At 65.2% G+C, this 14,034-nt stretch carries 16 protein-coding genes, 3 tRNA genes and 1 pseudogene; 12 read left to right on the top strand and 8 right to left on the bottom strand.

Annotated features, from left to right (window positions below; all coding sequences use genetic code 11):
• Positions 1 to 51 precede the first annotated feature (51 nt).
• From FHW81_RS07420 to FHW81_RS07385, 8 genes are all read left to right on the top strand, one after another.
• The gene (locus FHW81_RS07420) at positions 52 to 294 is read left to right on the top strand and encodes a RebB family R body protein (RefSeq protein WP_003090893.1); all 243 of its coding nucleotides are present in this window, start codon (positions 52 to 54) and stop codon (positions 292 to 294) included.
• 30 nt (positions 295 to 324) lie between these two features.
• Entirely contained in the window at positions 325 to 957 is a 633-nt protein-coding gene (locus FHW81_RS07415) for a hypothetical protein (RefSeq protein ID WP_003108962.1), read from the top strand.
• A 50-nt stretch (positions 958 to 1,007) separates the two neighbouring features.
• Positions 1,008 to 3,149 (top strand): hypothetical protein, encoded by a 2,142-nt coding sequence (locus FHW81_RS07410; protein WP_023912603.1) that lies wholly within the window; start codon positions 1,008 to 1,010, stop codon positions 3,147 to 3,149.
• Positions 3,150 to 3,159: 10 nt separating this feature from the next.
• On the top strand, positions 3,160 to 3,354 hold the full coding sequence (locus tag FHW81_RS07405; protein ID WP_003090898.1) for a hypothetical protein: 195 nt from the start codon (positions 3,160 to 3,162) through the stop codon (positions 3,352 to 3,354).
• Positions 3,355 to 3,377: 23 nt separating this feature from the next.
• Complete coding sequence (locus FHW81_RS07400; RefSeq protein ID WP_003116567.1) at positions 3,378 to 3,617, top strand: hypothetical protein; 240 nt, start codon at positions 3,378 to 3,380, stop codon at positions 3,615 to 3,617.
• Between the two features lie 53 nt (positions 3,618 to 3,670).
• Complete coding sequence (locus FHW81_RS07395) at positions 3,671 to 4,216, top strand: hypothetical protein (RefSeq protein WP_003116566.1); 546 nt, start codon at positions 3,671 to 3,673, stop codon at positions 4,214 to 4,216.
• A 150-nt stretch (positions 4,217 to 4,366) separates the two neighbouring features.
• Entirely contained in the window at positions 4,367 to 4,687 is a 321-nt protein-coding gene (locus tag FHW81_RS07390) for a RebB family R body protein (RefSeq protein WP_003108980.1), read from the top strand.
• Between the two features lie 62 nt (positions 4,688 to 4,749).
• Complete coding sequence (locus FHW81_RS07385; RefSeq protein ID WP_003108983.1) at positions 4,750 to 5,070, top strand: RebB family R body protein; 321 nt, start codon at positions 4,750 to 4,752, stop codon at positions 5,068 to 5,070.
• 209 nt (positions 5,071 to 5,279) lie between these two features.
• Here the strand turns inward: FHW81_RS07385 and FHW81_RS07380 are convergent.
• The 3 genes from FHW81_RS07380 to FHW81_RS07370 all read right to left on the bottom strand — a co-directional run bounded on the left by FHW81_RS07380 (position 5,280) and on the right by FHW81_RS07370 (position 5,593).
• A tRNA-Gly gene (locus tag FHW81_RS07380) sits at positions 5,280 to 5,355 on the bottom strand.
• Between the two features lie 84 nt (positions 5,356 to 5,439).
• A tRNA-Gly gene (locus tag FHW81_RS07375) sits at positions 5,440 to 5,515 on the bottom strand.
• Between the two features lie 2 nt (positions 5,516 to 5,517).
• Positions 5,518 to 5,593 (bottom strand) — tRNA-Glu (locus tag FHW81_RS07370).
• A gap of 217 nt (positions 5,594 to 5,810) precedes the next feature.
• Between FHW81_RS07370 and FHW81_RS07365 the strand changes: the two genes are divergently transcribed.
• Both FHW81_RS07365 and FHW81_RS07360 read left to right on the top strand, forming a co-directional pair.
• Positions 5,811 to 6,584 carry a hypothetical protein gene (locus FHW81_RS07365; RefSeq protein WP_003090903.1) on the top strand — a complete coding sequence of 258 codons (774 nt, stop codon included), beginning with the start codon at positions 5,811 to 5,813 and terminating at the stop codon, positions 6,582 to 6,584.
• Between the two features lie 61 nt (positions 6,585 to 6,645).
• Positions 6,646 to 7,307, top strand: a pseudogene (locus tag FHW81_RS07360) (glutathione S-transferase family protein).
• A gap of 9 nt (positions 7,308 to 7,316) precedes the next feature.
• On the opposite strand, the gene FHW81_RS07355 reads toward FHW81_RS07360, so the two are convergent.
• Together FHW81_RS07355 and FHW81_RS07350 are read right to left on the bottom strand one after the other, a co-directional pair.
• Entirely contained in the window at positions 7,317 to 7,799 is a 483-nt protein-coding gene (locus FHW81_RS07355) for a GAF domain-containing protein (protein ID WP_003090905.1), read from the bottom strand.
• Complete coding sequence (locus FHW81_RS07350) at positions 7,796 to 8,686, bottom strand: ATP-binding protein (protein WP_003090906.1); 891 nt, start codon at positions 8,684 to 8,686, stop codon at positions 7,796 to 7,798. The genes FHW81_RS07355 and FHW81_RS07350 overlap by 4 nt, the downstream gene beginning before the upstream one ends.
• An 82-nt stretch (positions 8,687 to 8,768) precedes the next feature.
• Here FHW81_RS07350 and sagS point away from each other — a divergent pair, with 82 nt between their 5' ends.
• Positions 8,769 to 11,129: a two-component system sensor histidine kinase/response regulator SagS gene (gene sagS / locus FHW81_RS07345; protein WP_003158678.1), complete on the top strand. Its 2,361-nt coding sequence runs from the start codon at positions 8,769 to 8,771 to the stop codon at positions 11,127 to 11,129.
• An 18-nt stretch (positions 11,130 to 11,147) separates the two neighbouring features.
• On the opposite strand, the gene ospR is transcribed toward sagS, so the two are convergent.
• The 3 genes from ospR to msrB all read right to left on the bottom strand — a co-directional run bounded on the left by ospR (position 11,148) and on the right by msrB (position 12,631).
• A complete protein-coding gene (gene ospR / locus FHW81_RS07340; protein ID WP_003114767.1) occupies positions 11,148 to 11,639 on the bottom strand; it encodes a hydroperoxide stress response transcriptional regulator OspR in 492 nt (163 codons plus the stop codon).
• Positions 11,636 to 12,121 (bottom strand): glutathione peroxidase, encoded by a 486-nt coding sequence (locus FHW81_RS07335; protein WP_003090910.1) that lies wholly within the window; start codon positions 12,119 to 12,121, stop codon positions 11,636 to 11,638. The genes ospR and FHW81_RS07335 overlap by 4 nt, the downstream gene beginning before the upstream one ends.
• A 111-nt stretch (positions 12,122 to 12,232) precedes the next feature.
• Positions 12,233 to 12,631 (bottom strand): peptide-methionine (R)-S-oxide reductase MsrB, encoded by a 399-nt coding sequence (msrB, locus tag FHW81_RS07330; RefSeq protein ID WP_003090911.1) that lies wholly within the window; start codon positions 12,629 to 12,631, stop codon positions 12,233 to 12,235.
• Between the two features lie 184 nt (positions 12,632 to 12,815).
• On the opposite strand from msrB, the gene FHW81_RS07325 reads away from it, so the two are divergent.
• Positions 12,816 to 14,027: a pyridoxal phosphate-dependent aminotransferase gene (locus tag FHW81_RS07325; RefSeq protein WP_003090913.1), complete on the top strand. Its 1,212-nt coding sequence runs from the start codon at positions 12,816 to 12,818 to the stop codon at positions 14,025 to 14,027.
• The last annotated feature ends 7 nt before the right edge of the window (positions 14,028 to 14,034 follow it).

Genomic DNA, 14,034 nt, shown 5'->3' with positions numbered 1-14,034 from the left:
GTGCGACCGGCCCCCTGCCCGACGAGCACCTGCCCATTCAAGGAGAGTCCCATGGCTGACCCCACGGCTGTGAATGCCCAGATCACCGATGCCGTCACCCAGACCAACGTCAAGGTGGTCGCCGAAGCCCCGGCCCAGGCCATCGCCGCGCTCTACCAGATCGCCAGCCATTCCGCCGGCCTGTCCCTGCAGAACGCAGTCTACAGCCAGCAGGCCCTGAACCAGATCTCCACCGCGGTGGTTTCCAAGGCGGTGTCGATGATCATGGCGATAGAAGACAAGAAAGGTATCTGACCCGCCCCTTGATCCCAGGAGTGCCCAGACATGTTCGGCTTCGGCAAGAAATCCGCGCCCGCGCCCGCGCCATCCGGCGACAGCGAGCAAGCCGCCGCCCCTGGCGAGGCCGGCCGGCAGACGCCAGCCAGCGGCGGCAGGGCGTCCGCCAACGGCGACGTGAAGCTGCCGTCGCGCCCTTCGCCGCTGGCCGGCATGAGCGAGCGCCTGCTCAAGCAGACCGAGGCGCCGCCACCGGACACCAGCGCCCTGAACAGTCAAGTCGTGCAGGCGGTGCAGATGAGCAACAGCGAAACCGCCGGCTATGCGCCGTCGCAGATCGCCATCGCGCCGAACATGATGATCAGCCAGGCCTCCGGGCTGGTGGCGCAATCCGCCGCCAGCTACTTCGACGGAGTCAGCAAGATCGCCCTGGCCAGCCAGGCGATCCTGCTCCGGCAGATGACCCAGAACATCGCCGAAAACAAGCTGGCCCAGGCTGCCGAGGACGCGCTCGGCGCCCTTGCCACCGACCTGCTGATGGGCGCTGCCGCCGCGGTAGCCGCGGCGGCCGGGGCGATCGAGGCAGAATCGGCCAGCTTCGCCATCGACAAGATCGACCAGAGCATCGCCAAGTACAGCGAGACCCTCGCCAGTCGCGGCGGCAAGGACACCCAATCGTAGCCACCACCGACGGGGCCGGCGGCGCCCGGCCCTGGCACAGGAGAGCCGTCATGGCCTATTTCAAGCTGGAAGAACCGGTCAGGTTCCATCGCTATCCCTTCGACTTCCATAGTCACTTCGCCGGCATCCTGCCGGTGGAAAGCAACAGCCGCTGGACGCGCGACCGCCGGGTCTTCCGCGTCGGCGAGCGGCAGGTGAGCCTGGAGAAAGGCCAGGAGCTTTCCCTGATCGGGCTGCTGATGAGTGCCCGCGGCGTCGCCCCGGACGTCGACGGCAAGGCGCTGGAGGAGGCTCGCCAGGCCGCGCACTATGAGCTGTTCGAACTGGCTCTGCAGCGGATGGTCAGGCGCAATCCGTTCGCCGCGACCGACCGTCAGGGCTACCTGCGCGGCGAATGCGCGGCGGAGAACATCTATCTCGCCTGCCTCATCCTGGCACAACGTTTTGGCCGGACCTCGCCGCCAGCGGCCATCGACCAGCCGGCGATCTACCTCGGCACCCTGGAACTGCTCGGTGCGAGCGCGGTTCGCGACAGCGAGACGGACCAGTTCGTCCGCTACTTCAACCGCAAGATCTGGAGCGGCAACAAGTACACGCCGTTCGACGACGCCTACTGGGCCCGCGGCGCCATCCGCGATCGCCATCCGGGCGAATTCGCCTGCCTGACGCTGGGGTTCCTCCTCCACGAAGGAATCAGCCATACCCAGACGGCGACGGGGGAAGACGAGGTGGCCGTCCTCGATTCCCTGTTCGAACAATTCAACGCCTCCGAGAAGACCGCCTACCGCCTGCTCGCCCACACCGCGCATGGCTATGCCAGCGAAGCCGCCTTCGATGCCGAGCTGCACAGGATCCTCCGTCATTTCGAAATACAGCAGGGGCAGCCACCGCAGGCCCGGCTGGTCGGCATCGACCTGCTCGGCATGGAGACCGCTACCGGCCTGTACCGACAGTTCTTCGACTTCCTCCTCGGACAGGCCGCGGTGTTTCGCCGCTACCTGGACGGCAAGCCGGAAACCCGCAAGGTGGTCCTGCACATCCATTGTGGAGAGGGGACCGGGGTGTCCGACGACAACCGGTCGCTGTGCGGTTACTTCCTGCGCAACGCCAACGCGCTGGACGATTTCTACGCAGCGCTCTCCGCCTATGCCTGGAAGTGCTATGGCAACACCATCCGCCAGGGCAAGGCGCGGCTACGCGAACGGGAGAACCTGCAGGACCGTGACAAGGCGCCCAGCGCCCTCGCCGGCCTTTTCGACGAACTGTTTTTCGGCAACAGCCTGACCTCCTCCGGCCTGCGGCTACGCCGCTTCGACATCACCAGCGGGACTACCCAGGCCCTGGTCGCCTACTACGCCCGCACCAACGTCGTGAACCTCTGCCAGGCGCTGGCCAGCCGCGACGCCGACGGCAACAGCTACTACCGCCGCCTGCTGGAGAGCGATCTGTTCAGCCTGCGCATCGGCCATGCCTACTACTACCGCAACTATCTGGCCAGCAAGTTCCCCGAGCTGTGCTTCGACACCAACCTGGGAAGCAATTTCATTACCGGCGCCTCCGGCCTCTTCGACTCGCTGCAGGAATACCGCCTGAACCGTGGCCTGCGCCATCTCGACGGATACGTCGGCACCGACCAGCTCAAGGAACTCAGCCTGGCCATCGCCTACCAGGGCGAACAGCGCCTGGACCCACAACAGATGCAGTACGTCCATGCCCTGGCGGAAAGCCAGAGCGGCTTCGACGAACTGGGCGAACACCTCCCGGGTACACCCGGCTGGGCGAAACCCGCGCTGGAACAGTTCTTCGCAAGTCAGTGCGCGCTCTACCGCTCCGAGGAGGATCGCTACTTCCAGTTCGAAGCCTACCGGCGCCTCTTCGCCCAGGTCCTCAACTGGCGCTCCTATCTGCTGGGCGCCGACGGCCAGGGTGTCGAGCACTCCAACGTACAGGACGAAGCGATCCGCATGGCGCTCCTGCTCAACTATGCCGCCGCGGACCGCCACGGCCGGGTACCGGTCGCTTCGCTGGAGAATGCCCAACGCCTGCTGGTGCAACTGGGCAGCGCCTACTGGGAGGAAACCATCGGCGCCGTCGACCTGGCCGGCGCGCCCCATCGGGACCGAGAGCTGCAGCGCTTCGAAGGGTTCGCCGCCCCCGCCTCGGTCGTGCGCATCTCCACCCGCAGCAGTTGAGGAGCGACCGATGAGCGCCTACGCACGCTACATCAGACGCCGCGCGCTCGCCGCTGCGGACCGCCCGGCGCAGCGTTCGCCGGACGCCAGCGAGGAGGCACGGGACCAACCGCCCCCCAGCAGGCCGGCGAGCGGAAAGCGCCTGCTGGAAATATCGGACAGCGATGCGGCCAAGCTCTTGGCCGTGCTGAAACTGCTCGGATGAGCACCCACCCCAGGAGAAGCGTCATGAAGGAAGAACTCGAAACCCTCGTCACCCAGGTCAAGGCACTCCTCACCGAATGCCTGCAAGGCTGGCTCCAGGCCCTGTCCCAGGGAGACAGCGTGGACGACCCGGCCAGCCTTGGACAGTTGGCGGTGCAGTTGAGCACCGCCTACAGCACCCTGCAGGCCGCTGCCGCCGCCTACCCCGGCGATACCGGCGGCAGCGCGCAGGCCCCCTCGGCGGACGGCACGCAGCAGTACTGAAGCCTCGCCACGACACCCCGCGCACCGCGCGTCTATCGCAGAGGAGTCCGCGCATGTCGATCTCGGAAGAATTGGGAAGGAATCTGGTCCAGCTGGCGCAACGCTGGCTGAAACGCCCCCTCACCAGCGAAGAACACGAGCAGTTGAGACAGTTCCAGCTCGGCCTCGGCAACGACGCCAGCAGCGATCCGGCCGTGCACGCGCGACAGCAGGCCGAACAGGTGATCGAGAACGGCCGGCAGCGTTCCGAAGGCTCCATCCGCCAGATCCTGCAGAACGTCCAGCAGGCCTCGACCCAGGCCCTCCGCGCCCAGGACAGCGGCGAGCAGGCGATTCTTGAGGCGGTCAATGCCGCCGGCAGCCTGGCCGAACTGCGTCCCAGCCACCTGCAGAGCGGCCAGGCAAGCGCCAACCAGTTGGTGATGTCGCAGATTGCCGACCGCCTGGCCAACCTAGTGAAGAGCGAGGTACGCCTGTGCTTCGAGCAGAACTTCGGCTCGCTCAAGCAGCAACTGGAGAACGCTATCGCCATCTTCAACCAGAGCAACCACAACACGTCCGCACCGCCGCCGGACAAGCCCGACCCGCCCGCCGCATGAGACCGCACCGACAAGCGCCCCGCCTCGCGGGGCGCTTGCATTTTCGCCGCCCGCCAGGCCTGGCGCCGACGGATTCACAACTCCCTGGCTGGAGCGTTCATCAAGACAGCACGACATGAGCCGTGCCGTTCACTCACAGGGAGTCACATCATGAGTTTTCCGACCGCAGTCAACGACCAGATCACCGATGCCGTCACCCAGTCCAACGTCAAGGTCGTCGGTGAGGCGCCAGCCATGGCGCTGGGCACCATCTACCAGACCATGGCCCACTCCACCGGGATTCTCTTCGAGAACGCGGTGAGCGCCCAGCAACAGCAGAACGCCCTGGCCCTGGCCGCCTCCAACATGGGCGTGATGCAGATCTACAGCCTCGACACCGCCGCCGATGCCGGAGCCACCGAGAAAGTCGGCCAGTTGGGCGTGGCCGACAACCTCACCAGCCTGCTGACCGTACTGAAATCCTTCACCTGAGCCTGACCCGCCGGGTCCAAGCAATCGCCGTACATCCTTCGCAATGATTCAGGAGAATCACCATGAGCTTCCCAACCGCAGTAAACAACCAGATCACCGATGCCGTCACCCAGTCCAACGTCAAGGTGATCGGTGAAGCCCCGGCCATGGCGCTGGGCTCGATCTTCCAGACCATGGCCCACTCCACCGGCATCCTGTTCGAGAATTCGGTAGCTGCCCAGCAACAGCAGAACGCCCTTGCCCTGGCCGCTTCCAACATGGGCGTGATGCAGATCTACAGTCTGGATACCAGCGCCGCCGGCGGCGCCACCGAGAAGATCGGCCAGCTGGGCGTGGCCGACAACCTCACCAGCCTGCTGACGGTGCTCAAAGCGCTGCCCTGATCGCCGCCGTCGCTCCACCAGAGAAGGCCACTCCACGAGTGGCCTTTTTCGTCTCGACGATCGAGCGAGCAGATGCGGCGGGACAGCGGCCTGCCGAGGGGAACATGGGGGGAATCGGGAAAAGCACCAGGGCGGTGCGGATCGCAGAAACGAAAAAAGAGCCCGAAGGCCCTTTTCTCTTCGACCCAGGCCGAAACCTGGATCATGTTTGGAGCGGGAAACGAGACTCGAACTCGCGACCCCGACCTTGGCAAGGTCGTGCTCTACCAACTGAGCTATTCCCGCGTTACAACTTGTTGCCCGTTCGGCCGAAACCGAACCTTTGACGCCTAACTTTCACCAACCCCGCCGAAGCCAGGTTGTAGAATTTGGAGCGGGAAACGAGACTCGAACTCGCGACCCCGACCTTGGCAAGGTCGTGCTCTACCAACTGAGCTATTCCCGCAATGGCGTCCCCTAGGGGACTCGAACCCCTGTTACCGCCGTGAAAGGGCGGTGTCCTAGGCCACTAGACGAAGGGGACGCGGCCCGGAACTTACAACAGATCTTTCCGGCTTCCAGTGTTTCGCGTTTGGCTTCACGCTGGAAGTGGCGCGCATTTTATGGAGCGTCCGGGGAGGCGTCAACCCTTCTGAGAAAATTTTTTTAAATCAAAGACTTCTGTGCAAATAATGAGCTGCTGCTATCAGTGGTAGCACCAAGACATTAGACTGAGAAAATTCTTACAGCGGAGTCCCAAGGTGTCGCCACTCCTCATTACCGCCCTCATCATCGGCGGGATCGCCCTCCTCATCGCCATTGGCTATATCAACCACGTGGTGGAAAACAGCAAGCTGGAGAAAGCGCGCCTGAAGGCCGAACTCAACGACCGGGTCCGGCGCTGCGCGCAGATTTCCGAGAGCCTTCCCGGCCAGTTCGTCAGCCCGTCGCTGAAGCTGTTGATGAGCCAGATCGAGCTCAGCCTCAGCGAGCAGCAACTGGCGCTGGAGAAGAAAGCCGATGCCGGGCTCAAGGCTCGTATAGAAGAGTTGCGCGCGCTGGTCGCCAAGGGCGAGTCGATCCCGGTGCGCAATCCGCCCCAGGCGATCCTGACCGAGGACAAGGCCAAGGAAGTCCGCTTCCTCTTCGAAGCCCTGCATGCCCAGCTCACCCGTTTCACCCAGGACGGCCACCTGCCGCGCAGCGAGGCGCAGATCTGGGTCAAGGAGATTCGCCACCTCCTGGTGCGCCTGCATATCGAGTTCTTCGGCAATCTCGGCCAGCAGGCCCTGCAGCAGAACGAACCGCGCCAGGCGCGCCTGGCCTTCGAACGCGGCGCCCAGTACCTGCGCAAGCAGCCCGAGCTGGCGCGCTACCAGGCGGAGCTGCAGCAGATGGAAGCGCAGTTGGCCCGCGCCAACGCGATGGTGCTGAACAACAGCCAGCCGGCGAGCGAGGAGCCCAGCGAACTCAACGAGGGATTGAAGGCCCTCGATGCAGACGACCTGTGGAAGAAGAAGAACGTCTACGACTGATTCCGGCCTGCCCACGGCAGCCGTGCTATAACCCAGGCTCATATCGACCGAGGAAATCGTTATGAGCCTGACACTCTACGGAGCCCCGCTGTCTCCGTTCGTCCGCAAGGTCCGCCTGCTCCTGGCCGAAAAGGGCCTCGACTACCAGTTGGAAGCGATCGCCCCGTTCGGCCAGCCGGCCTGGTATCGCGAGATCAGTCCGCTGGGCCGCATCCCGGCGTTACGCGACGGCGACCTGGCCCTCGCCGACTCCGCGTGATCTGCCAGTACCTGGAAGAACGCTATCCCGAACCGCCGAATCTCCAGGGCGACGCCCCCGCCGGCCGCGCAGCGGTGCGCTGGCTGGAAAAATACGCCGACTACGAGATCGCTCCCCTGGCCACGCTGACGATCTTCCGCAACCGGATACTCAAGCCGGCGATGGGCCAGGCCTGCGAGGAGAACGACGTGCGTCGCGCGCTGGAGGAAAAGCTGCCAGCGCACTTCGATTACCTGGAAAACCATCTCGACGGCCGGGCCTTCTTCGTCGGCGAGCGACTGACCCTCGCCGACCTGGCGATCGCCAGCCAGTTGGTCAACCTGCGTCACGCCGGCGAAAACCTGGACGAGCAACGCTGGCCGGCCCTCGCCGCGCATTTCGCGCGGATGCTCGAACGCCCGGCGATGCAAGCGCTGCTGCCGGGGGAACGACGGACCCTCGACAAGCTCGCAGCGAAAGCCTGAACGCGTCGCTCAGCAGTCCGTCAGGCGCAGGAATATCTCCACCAGGCCTTCGATCCCGGCCTGGTCCTCGGCGCTGAAGCGTCCCACGCTCGGGCTGTCCAGATCGAGCACAGCGACCAGGCGGCCGTCCTTGAGCAGGGGCACCACCAGTTCGCTGCTGGAAGCGCTGTCGCAGGCGATGTGGCCGGGAAACGCGTGGACGTCGTCGACCCGCTGGGTCAGCCGGGTACGCGCCGCGGCGCCGCAGACGCCCTTGGAGAAGGGGATGCGGACGCAGGCGACCTTGCCCTGGAACGGTCCCAGGACCAGTTCCTCGTTGCGGTTCAGATAGAAGCCGGCCCAGTTCAGGTCGCCCAGCTCATGGAAGAGAAAGGCGGAGAACTGCGCGGCGTTGGCGATGAAATCGCGCTCGTCGGCGAACAGCGCCTCGGCCTGCGCCGCCAGCAGGGCGTAGCCGGCCAGCCCGGCGCCAGATTGCTGCAGATCGATCATGCCTGGCGCTCCAGCAGTTGCTTGCCCACCCAGTAGCGGGAGAACTGATAGGCGCAACGGCCGTTGCGGTTGCCGCGGCCAAGCGCCCAGCGGATCGCTTCCTTCTCCAGTTCCTCGCTCCAGCTCCAGGCCAGCCCGGCCTTCTCCGCGAGCACGTCCACCCAGTGGCGAACCACGCTGAGGAAATGCTCCTGGGTGAAGGGATAGAACGACAGCCACAGGCCGAAACGGTCGGACAAGGCGATCTTGTCCTCCACCGCTTCGTTGGGATGCAGCTCGCCGTCCACCATCTTCCAGTTCTCGTTGTCGCTCTGCTTCTCCGAAACCAGGTGCCGGCGGTTGGAGGTGGCGTAGAGCAGCACATTGTCCGGCGCCTGTTCCAGCGAGCCGTCGAGCACGCTCTTGAGTACCCGGTAGTCGCCTTCCCCGGCATCGAACGAGAGGTCGTCGCAGAACAGCACGAAGCGCTGTGGCAGGCCTTGCAGTTGCTCCACCACGCGCGGCAGGTCGGCCAGGTGGTCGCGCTCGATCTCGATCAGGCGCAGCCCGGCGCCGGCCAGCTCGGCCAGCAGCGCACGAACCAGGGAGGACTTGCCGGTCCCGCGGGCCCCCCAGAGCAAGGCGTGGTTGGCCGGCTGGCCGGCGACGAACTGGCGGGTGTTGCGTTCCAGTTGCTCGCGCTGCCGCTCTACGCCCAGCAGGTCGGCCAGGCGCAGGTCGAGGCTGACCTCCAGCGGCTGCAGGTAGCCGCTACGGCCGTCGCGGTGCCAGCGCGCCGCCAGGCTGCGCTCCCAGTCGACGGCTTCGCGTACGGCCGGCAGCAGCGGCTCCAGGCGCGCGAGCACGCTTTCGGCGCGGGCAAGAAAATCGCTCAATCGGGAATCCACTCTGTTCTCCTCGGATCGGACTGACGTCACGGATCGATCATCGGTTGCGCCCAGGAACCCCGACAGACGGTCGGGATGGGCTATGCTAGGCGGCAGAACCTCGCCAAGGCTGATCCCCGCCCCCATGGATATAGCGCTGACCCATCGCCTGTCGTTCAAACAGGCCAGCCTCACCGTGCTGGTGGCCTTTATCCTGGGAACCCTGCTCAGCCTGATTCAGGTTGGCGTCGATTATGCCAGCCAGGACGCATCCATCAATCGCGAAGTGCGCGCGCTGCTGGACGTCAGCCACAACCCCGCCGCGCGAATCGCCTACAACATCGATGCGGAGCTGGCCCAGGAGCTGGTCCTCGGCCTGCTCCGTTCGCCCGCCGTGGTCCGCGCGGAAATCATCGACACCTCCGGCCTGCCGCTGGCCAGCGCCTCGCGCGAATCCGCCGAAAGCCGCCTGCGGCCGCTCAGCGACTTCCTCTTCGGCCACAAGCGGGTCTACGAGGACCCGTTGCATGTCGACCATGCGCCGGGCGAGGCCCTCGGCGTACTGCACCTGGAAATCGACACCTTCGTGTTCGGCAACGACTTCCTCCGTCGCGCCGGCATCACCCTGCTCTCCGGCTTCGTGCGCAGCCTGCTGCTGTCGCTGATCCTGCTGGTGCTCTTCTATACCCTGCTGACCAAGCCCCTGGTCAGCCTGATCCAGGCCCTCAGCGGACACGATCCACGCTCGCCGGCACGCATGCGCCTGCCCTGCCCCAAGGGCCACGAACGCGACGAGATCGGCGTGCTGGTGGAAGTCATCAACCGCCAGCTCGGGCGCATCTCGGTAGAGATCGAACAGCGCCGGGAGGCGGAGAACCGCCTGACCCAGTACCTGGAGGAGCTGGAAAGCATCGTCGCCGCCCGTACCGCCGAGCTGAAGGCCGCCAACGCGCGCCTGACGCTATCCAACCAGGAACTCGAAGAAGCCCGCCAGACCGCTCTCGATATGGCCCAGGCCCGCGCCAGCTTCCTGGCCAACATGAGCCACGAGATCCGCACGCCGCTGAACGGCCTGCTCGGCATGCTCTCGCTGAGCCTCGACGGCCCGCTCACCCCGGAACAGCGCCAGCAGCTGTCGATCGCCCACGACTCCGGCAAGGTGCTGGTGGAATTGCTCAACGACGTGCTCGACCTCTCCAAGTTCGAGGCCGGGCAACTGGTCCTGGAACAGATCCCGTTCGACCTGGGCGTCCTGGTGGAAGACACCGCCAGCCTCCTCTCGCAGAACGCCGCGGCCGGCGTGGAGCTGACCTGCCTGGTCGACCCCGCCCTGCCCGCCCAGGTTTCCGGCGACCCGACGCGGATTCGCCAGGTCGTCAGCAACCTGCTGTCCAACGCGCTGAAGTTCACCCGCCTGGGGCGGGTCGACGTTCGCGTGGAAGCCACCGCCGAGGGTGTGCGCATCAGTGTGCGCGACACCGGCATCGGCATCGCCCAGGAGGCGCTGGATCGCATCTTCCAACCGTTCACCCAGGCCGACGCGGGTATCACCCGCCAATACGGCGGCACAGGCCTCGGCCTGGCCCTCACGCGCAAGCTGTGCGAGGCCATGCAGGGCGAGCTGACGGTGGAGTCGACGGTCGGCCTGGGCAGCCTGTTCAGCGTCGGCCTGCCGCTGGCGCCGGTCAGCCCTCCGCTGCAGGCGCTGCCGCTGCGCGGCCGGGTGATCGCGCAATGCTCGGCCAACAGCGGGCTGGCGCAGCTGCTGCAAACCTGGCTGCCGCGCTGGGGCCTGGAGTACAAGCGTCTGGAGACCGACGACAGCCTGCTCGGCCACTCGCTCGACGTACTGATATCGGATTGCCCGGACTGTCTGATGGGACTGCGTCCGAGCATCGGTACGCCGATCCTGCTGGTCACCGCCTACGGCAGTTTCCTCGAACCGGAGCTGGCCCGCCGCCTGTCGCCGCTGCGCCAACTGGCCAGGCCGCTGAGTCGCAACCAGTTGTACCAGGCCCTGAAACACGTGCTCGAACACACTGCCATAGCCCCGTCGAGCGCCTCGGACACCACGGGAGAACAGCGCAACACCCGGGTCCTGCTGGTGGAGGACAACCCGGTCAACCAGTTGGTCGCCAAGGGCCTGCTGCACAAGCTCGGCTGCCAGGTATGGATCGCCGAACACGGGCTGAATGCCCTGAAGATGCTGGAGGAGCATCCCATCGACCTGGTCCTGATGGACTGCAACATGCCAGTGATGGACGGCTACGAAGCGACCCGGCAGATCCGCGACAGCGGACGCTGGGGCGGCCTGCCGATCATCGCGCTGACCGCCAACGCCCTGCCGGACGAGCGCGAACGTTGTCGTGCCGCCGGCATGGACGACTACCTGGCCAAGCCTTTCCACCGCGACGAACTGAAAGCCATCCTCGACCGTTGGTGCCCGCTCACCGCGAGCGACTAGCCGGCCTCGCGACGACGGCTAGCCTCCTACCACCAGACGGAAGCGCGACAGCAATCCGCCCAGGCGCTGGTGCAGGTCGAACATCTCGTTGAGGTCGAAACCGGTGCTGCAGATCAGCTGCTGGCGCAGCGGAATGACCCGTTCGCGCAAGGTGATCCCCGGCACCGTCAGCGTCAGGTGCACTTCCCGCTCATCGTGACTGGCGCGACGGCGATCCACCAGGCCGAGCTGTTCGAGACGCTTGAGCAAGGGCGTCAGGGTTCCGGAGTCGAGCAGCAGGCGGTCGCCCAAGGCCTTCACCGTCGGCTGCTCCGGCGGGCTCGCATGCCACTCCCAGAGCACCAGCATGACCAGGTACTGCGGGTAGGTCAGGCCGATCTGTTCGAGCAGCGGCCGATAGCCGCGGATCACCGCGCGCGAGGCGGCGTACAGCTTGAAACACAGCTGGTTGTCGAGCAGCAGCGATTCTTCGACGCCATCCGGCCTGGCGACTTTTCCCCGGGTGCTCATTCAAGCAGCGCCTCGATCGCCGAGCTCAGCTCCTCCGGCTTGGTGGTCGGCGCATAGCGCTTCACCACCTGGCCATCGCGGCCGATCAGGAACTTGGTGAAGTTCCACTTGATGCCCTGGCTGCCGAGCAGGCCCGGCGCGCGCTTCTTCAGGCTGACGAACAACGGGTGGGCGCCGGCGCCGTTGACCTCGATCTTCCTGAACAGCGGGAAGCTCACCCCGTAGTTCAGTTCGCAGAACTGCGAAATCTCGCCCTCGTCGCCCGGTTCCTGCTTGCCGAACTGGTTGCAGGGGAACCCGAGCACCACCAGTCCGCGCTCACGGTATTTTTCCCACAAGGCCTCCAGCCCCTGGTACTGCGGGGTGAAGCCGCACTTGCTGGCGGTGTTCACCACCAGCAGCGCCTTGCCGCCGAAGTCGGCCAGGGTCTTCTGTTCGCCCTTGATGGTGGTGCAGGGAATGCTCAGCAGCGAATCGCTCATGGCTTGTCTTCCTTGTTGAGGGTGGGTCTCGAAACAAAGTAGCTCGCAATTCAATTGCACACAAATTGATTGAATGAAAAACGACCCGAACCAAAGACGGGTCGTCGCTCTCTAGCTCTCCCGCGGCACCAGCTTCAGCGAGGCCGAGTTGATGCAGTAACGCAACCCGGTGGGCCGGGGGCCATCCGGGAAGACGTGCCCCAGGTGGGCATCGCAGCGACCGCAGCGGACTTCGATGCGATGCATGCCGTGGCTGAAGTCGTCCAGTTCGCGGACCGCCTCGGCGTCCACCGGCTGGAAATAGCTCGGCCAACCGCTGCCGGAGTCGTACTTGGCGTCGGAGTCGAACAACGCCGTGCCGCAGCAGGTGCAATGATAGATCCCGGGGGTCTTGGTGGCGTGGTATTCGCCACTGAAGGCGCGTTCGGTACCGCCCAGGCGACAGATGTGGAACTGCTCTTCGGTCAACTCCTCGCGCCAGGAGTCCAGGGGTTTGTCGATCTTGCTCATCGGCTCTACCTCGCGATCTGAAAAATGCCCGGCGCTCCCTTTTCCGGGGGACGGGCCGCACGTATCATGCGTGCTCCTTATAGACGCCAGTCTGTCATCCGCGTTACAGCCTGCCAAGCCGCGATCCAGCGGGCTTTTCGCAGCCTGTTCCACGGTGTTCGCTCACTTCGGGACTCGACACATCATGCAGGTCAGCAAATCGAACAAGCTCGCCAACGTCTGCTATGACATTCGCGGGCCGGTGCTCAAGCACGCCAAACGCCTAGAGGAAGAGGGTCACCGCATCCTCAAGCTGAATATCGGCAACCCGGCGCCGTTCGGTTTCGAAGCTCCCGAGGAAATTCTCCAGGACGTCATCCGCAACCTGCCGACCGCCCAGGGCTACAGCGACTCCAAGGGCCTGTTCAGCGCGCGCAAGGCAGTGATGCAGTATTACCAGCAGAAGCAGGTGGAAGGCGTCGGCATCGAGGACATCTACCTCGGCAACGGCGTGTCGGAACTGATCGTGATGTCCATGCAGGCGCTGCTGAACAACGGCGACGAGGTGCTGATCCCCGCTCCCGACTACCCGCTGTGGACCGCCGCCGTCAGCCTCGCCGGCGGCAAGCCGGTGCACTACCTGTGCGACGAGCAGGCCAACTGGTGGCCGGACCTGGAAGACATCAAGGCGAAGATCACGCCGAACACCAGGGCGATGGTGATCATCAACCCGAACAACCCCACCGGCGCGGTGTATTCCAGGGAAGTGCTGGAAGGCATGGTCGAACTGGCCCGCCAGCACAACCTGGTGCTGTTCTCCGACGAGATCTACGACAAGATCCTCTACGACGGCGCCGTCCACGTCTCCACCGCCTCGCTGGCGCCGGACGTGCTCTGCCTGACCTTCAACGGCCTGTCCAAATCCTACCGGGTGGCCGGCTTCCGCTCCGGCTGGGTGGCGATCTCCGGGCCCAAGCAGCGGGCGCAGAGCTATATCGAAGGTCTCGACATCCTCGCCAACATGCGCCTGTGCGCCAACGTCCCGGCGCAGCACGCGATCCAGACCGCCCTGGGCGGCTACCAGAGCATCAACGATCTGGTCCTGCCGCCGGGGCGCCTGCTGGAGCAGCGCAACCGCGCCTGGGAACTGCTCAACGACATCCCCGGCGTCAGCTGCGTGAAGCCGATGGGCGCGCTGTACGCCTTCCCGCGGATCGATCCGAAGGTCTGCCCGATCCACAACGACGAAAAGTTCGTCCTCGACCTGCTGCTCTCGGAAAAACTGCTGATCGTCCAGGGCACCGCCTTCAACTGGCCGTGGCCCGACCACTTCCGGGTGGTCACCCTGCCCCGCGTCGACGACCTGGAGCAGGCGATCCTGCGCATCGGCAGCTTTCTCAAGGGCTACCAGCAGTAACCCCCCC

Source organism: Pseudomonas sp. RC10-4-2 (assembly GCF_050433085.1).
Classification (GTDB): Bacteria; Pseudomonadota; Gammaproteobacteria; order Pseudomonadales; family Pseudomonadaceae; genus Pseudomonas; species Pseudomonas aeruginosa.
The sequence above is the reverse complement of the archived record's forward strand: the minus strand, read 5'-3'. Positions and strand labels throughout refer to the sequence as shown.

Bases quoted from the DNA above. Each gene is read 5' to 3' on its own strand.
- FHW81_RS07420 (WP_003090893.1), top strand. From the start codon at position 52: ATGGCTGACCCCACGGCTGTGAATGCCCAGATCACCGATGCCGTCACC.
- msrB (WP_003090911.1), bottom strand. From the start codon at position 12,631: ATGAGCAAGATCGACAAACCCCTGGACTCCTGGCGCGAGGAGTTGACC.
- FHW81_RS07390 (WP_003108980.1), top strand. From the start codon at position 4,367: ATGAGTTTTCCGACCGCAGTCAACGACCAGATCACCGATGCCGTCACC.
- FHW81_RS07385 (WP_003108983.1), top strand. From the start codon at position 4,750: ATGAGCTTCCCAACCGCAGTAAACAACCAGATCACCGATGCCGTCACC.
- FHW81_RS07415 (WP_003108962.1), top strand. From the start codon at position 325: ATGTTCGGCTTCGGCAAGAAATCCGCGCCCGCGCCCGCGCCATCCGGC.
- FHW81_RS07400 (WP_003116567.1), top strand. From the start codon at position 3,378: ATGAAGGAAGAACTCGAAACCCTCGTCACCCAGGTCAAGGCACTCCTC.
- FHW81_RS07355 (WP_003090905.1), bottom strand. From the start codon at position 7,799: ATGATCGATCTGCAGCAATCTGGCGCCGGGCTGGCCGGCTACGCCCTG.
- FHW81_RS07405 (WP_003090898.1), top strand. From the start codon at position 3,160: ATGAGCGCCTACGCACGCTACATCAGACGCCGCGCGCTCGCCGCTGCG.
- FHW81_RS07410 (WP_023912603.1), top strand. From the start codon at position 1,008: ATGGCCTATTTCAAGCTGGAAGAACCGGTCAGGTTCCATCGCTATCCC.
- FHW81_RS07395 (WP_003116566.1), top strand. From the start codon at position 3,671: ATGTCGATCTCGGAAGAATTGGGAAGGAATCTGGTCCAGCTGGCGCAA.
- sagS (WP_003158678.1), top strand. From the start codon at position 8,769: ATGCTAGGCGGCAGAACCTCGCCAAGGCTGATCCCCGCCCCCATGGAT.
- FHW81_RS07325 (WP_003090913.1), top strand. From the start codon at position 12,816: ATGCAGGTCAGCAAATCGAACAAGCTCGCCAACGTCTGCTATGACATT.
- ospR (WP_003114767.1), bottom strand. From the start codon at position 11,639: ATGAGCACCCGGGGAAAAGTCGCCAGGCCGGATGGCGTCGAAGAATCG.
- FHW81_RS07335 (WP_003090910.1), bottom strand. From the start codon at position 12,121: ATGAGCGATTCGCTGCTGAGCATTCCCTGCACCACCATCAAGGGCGAA.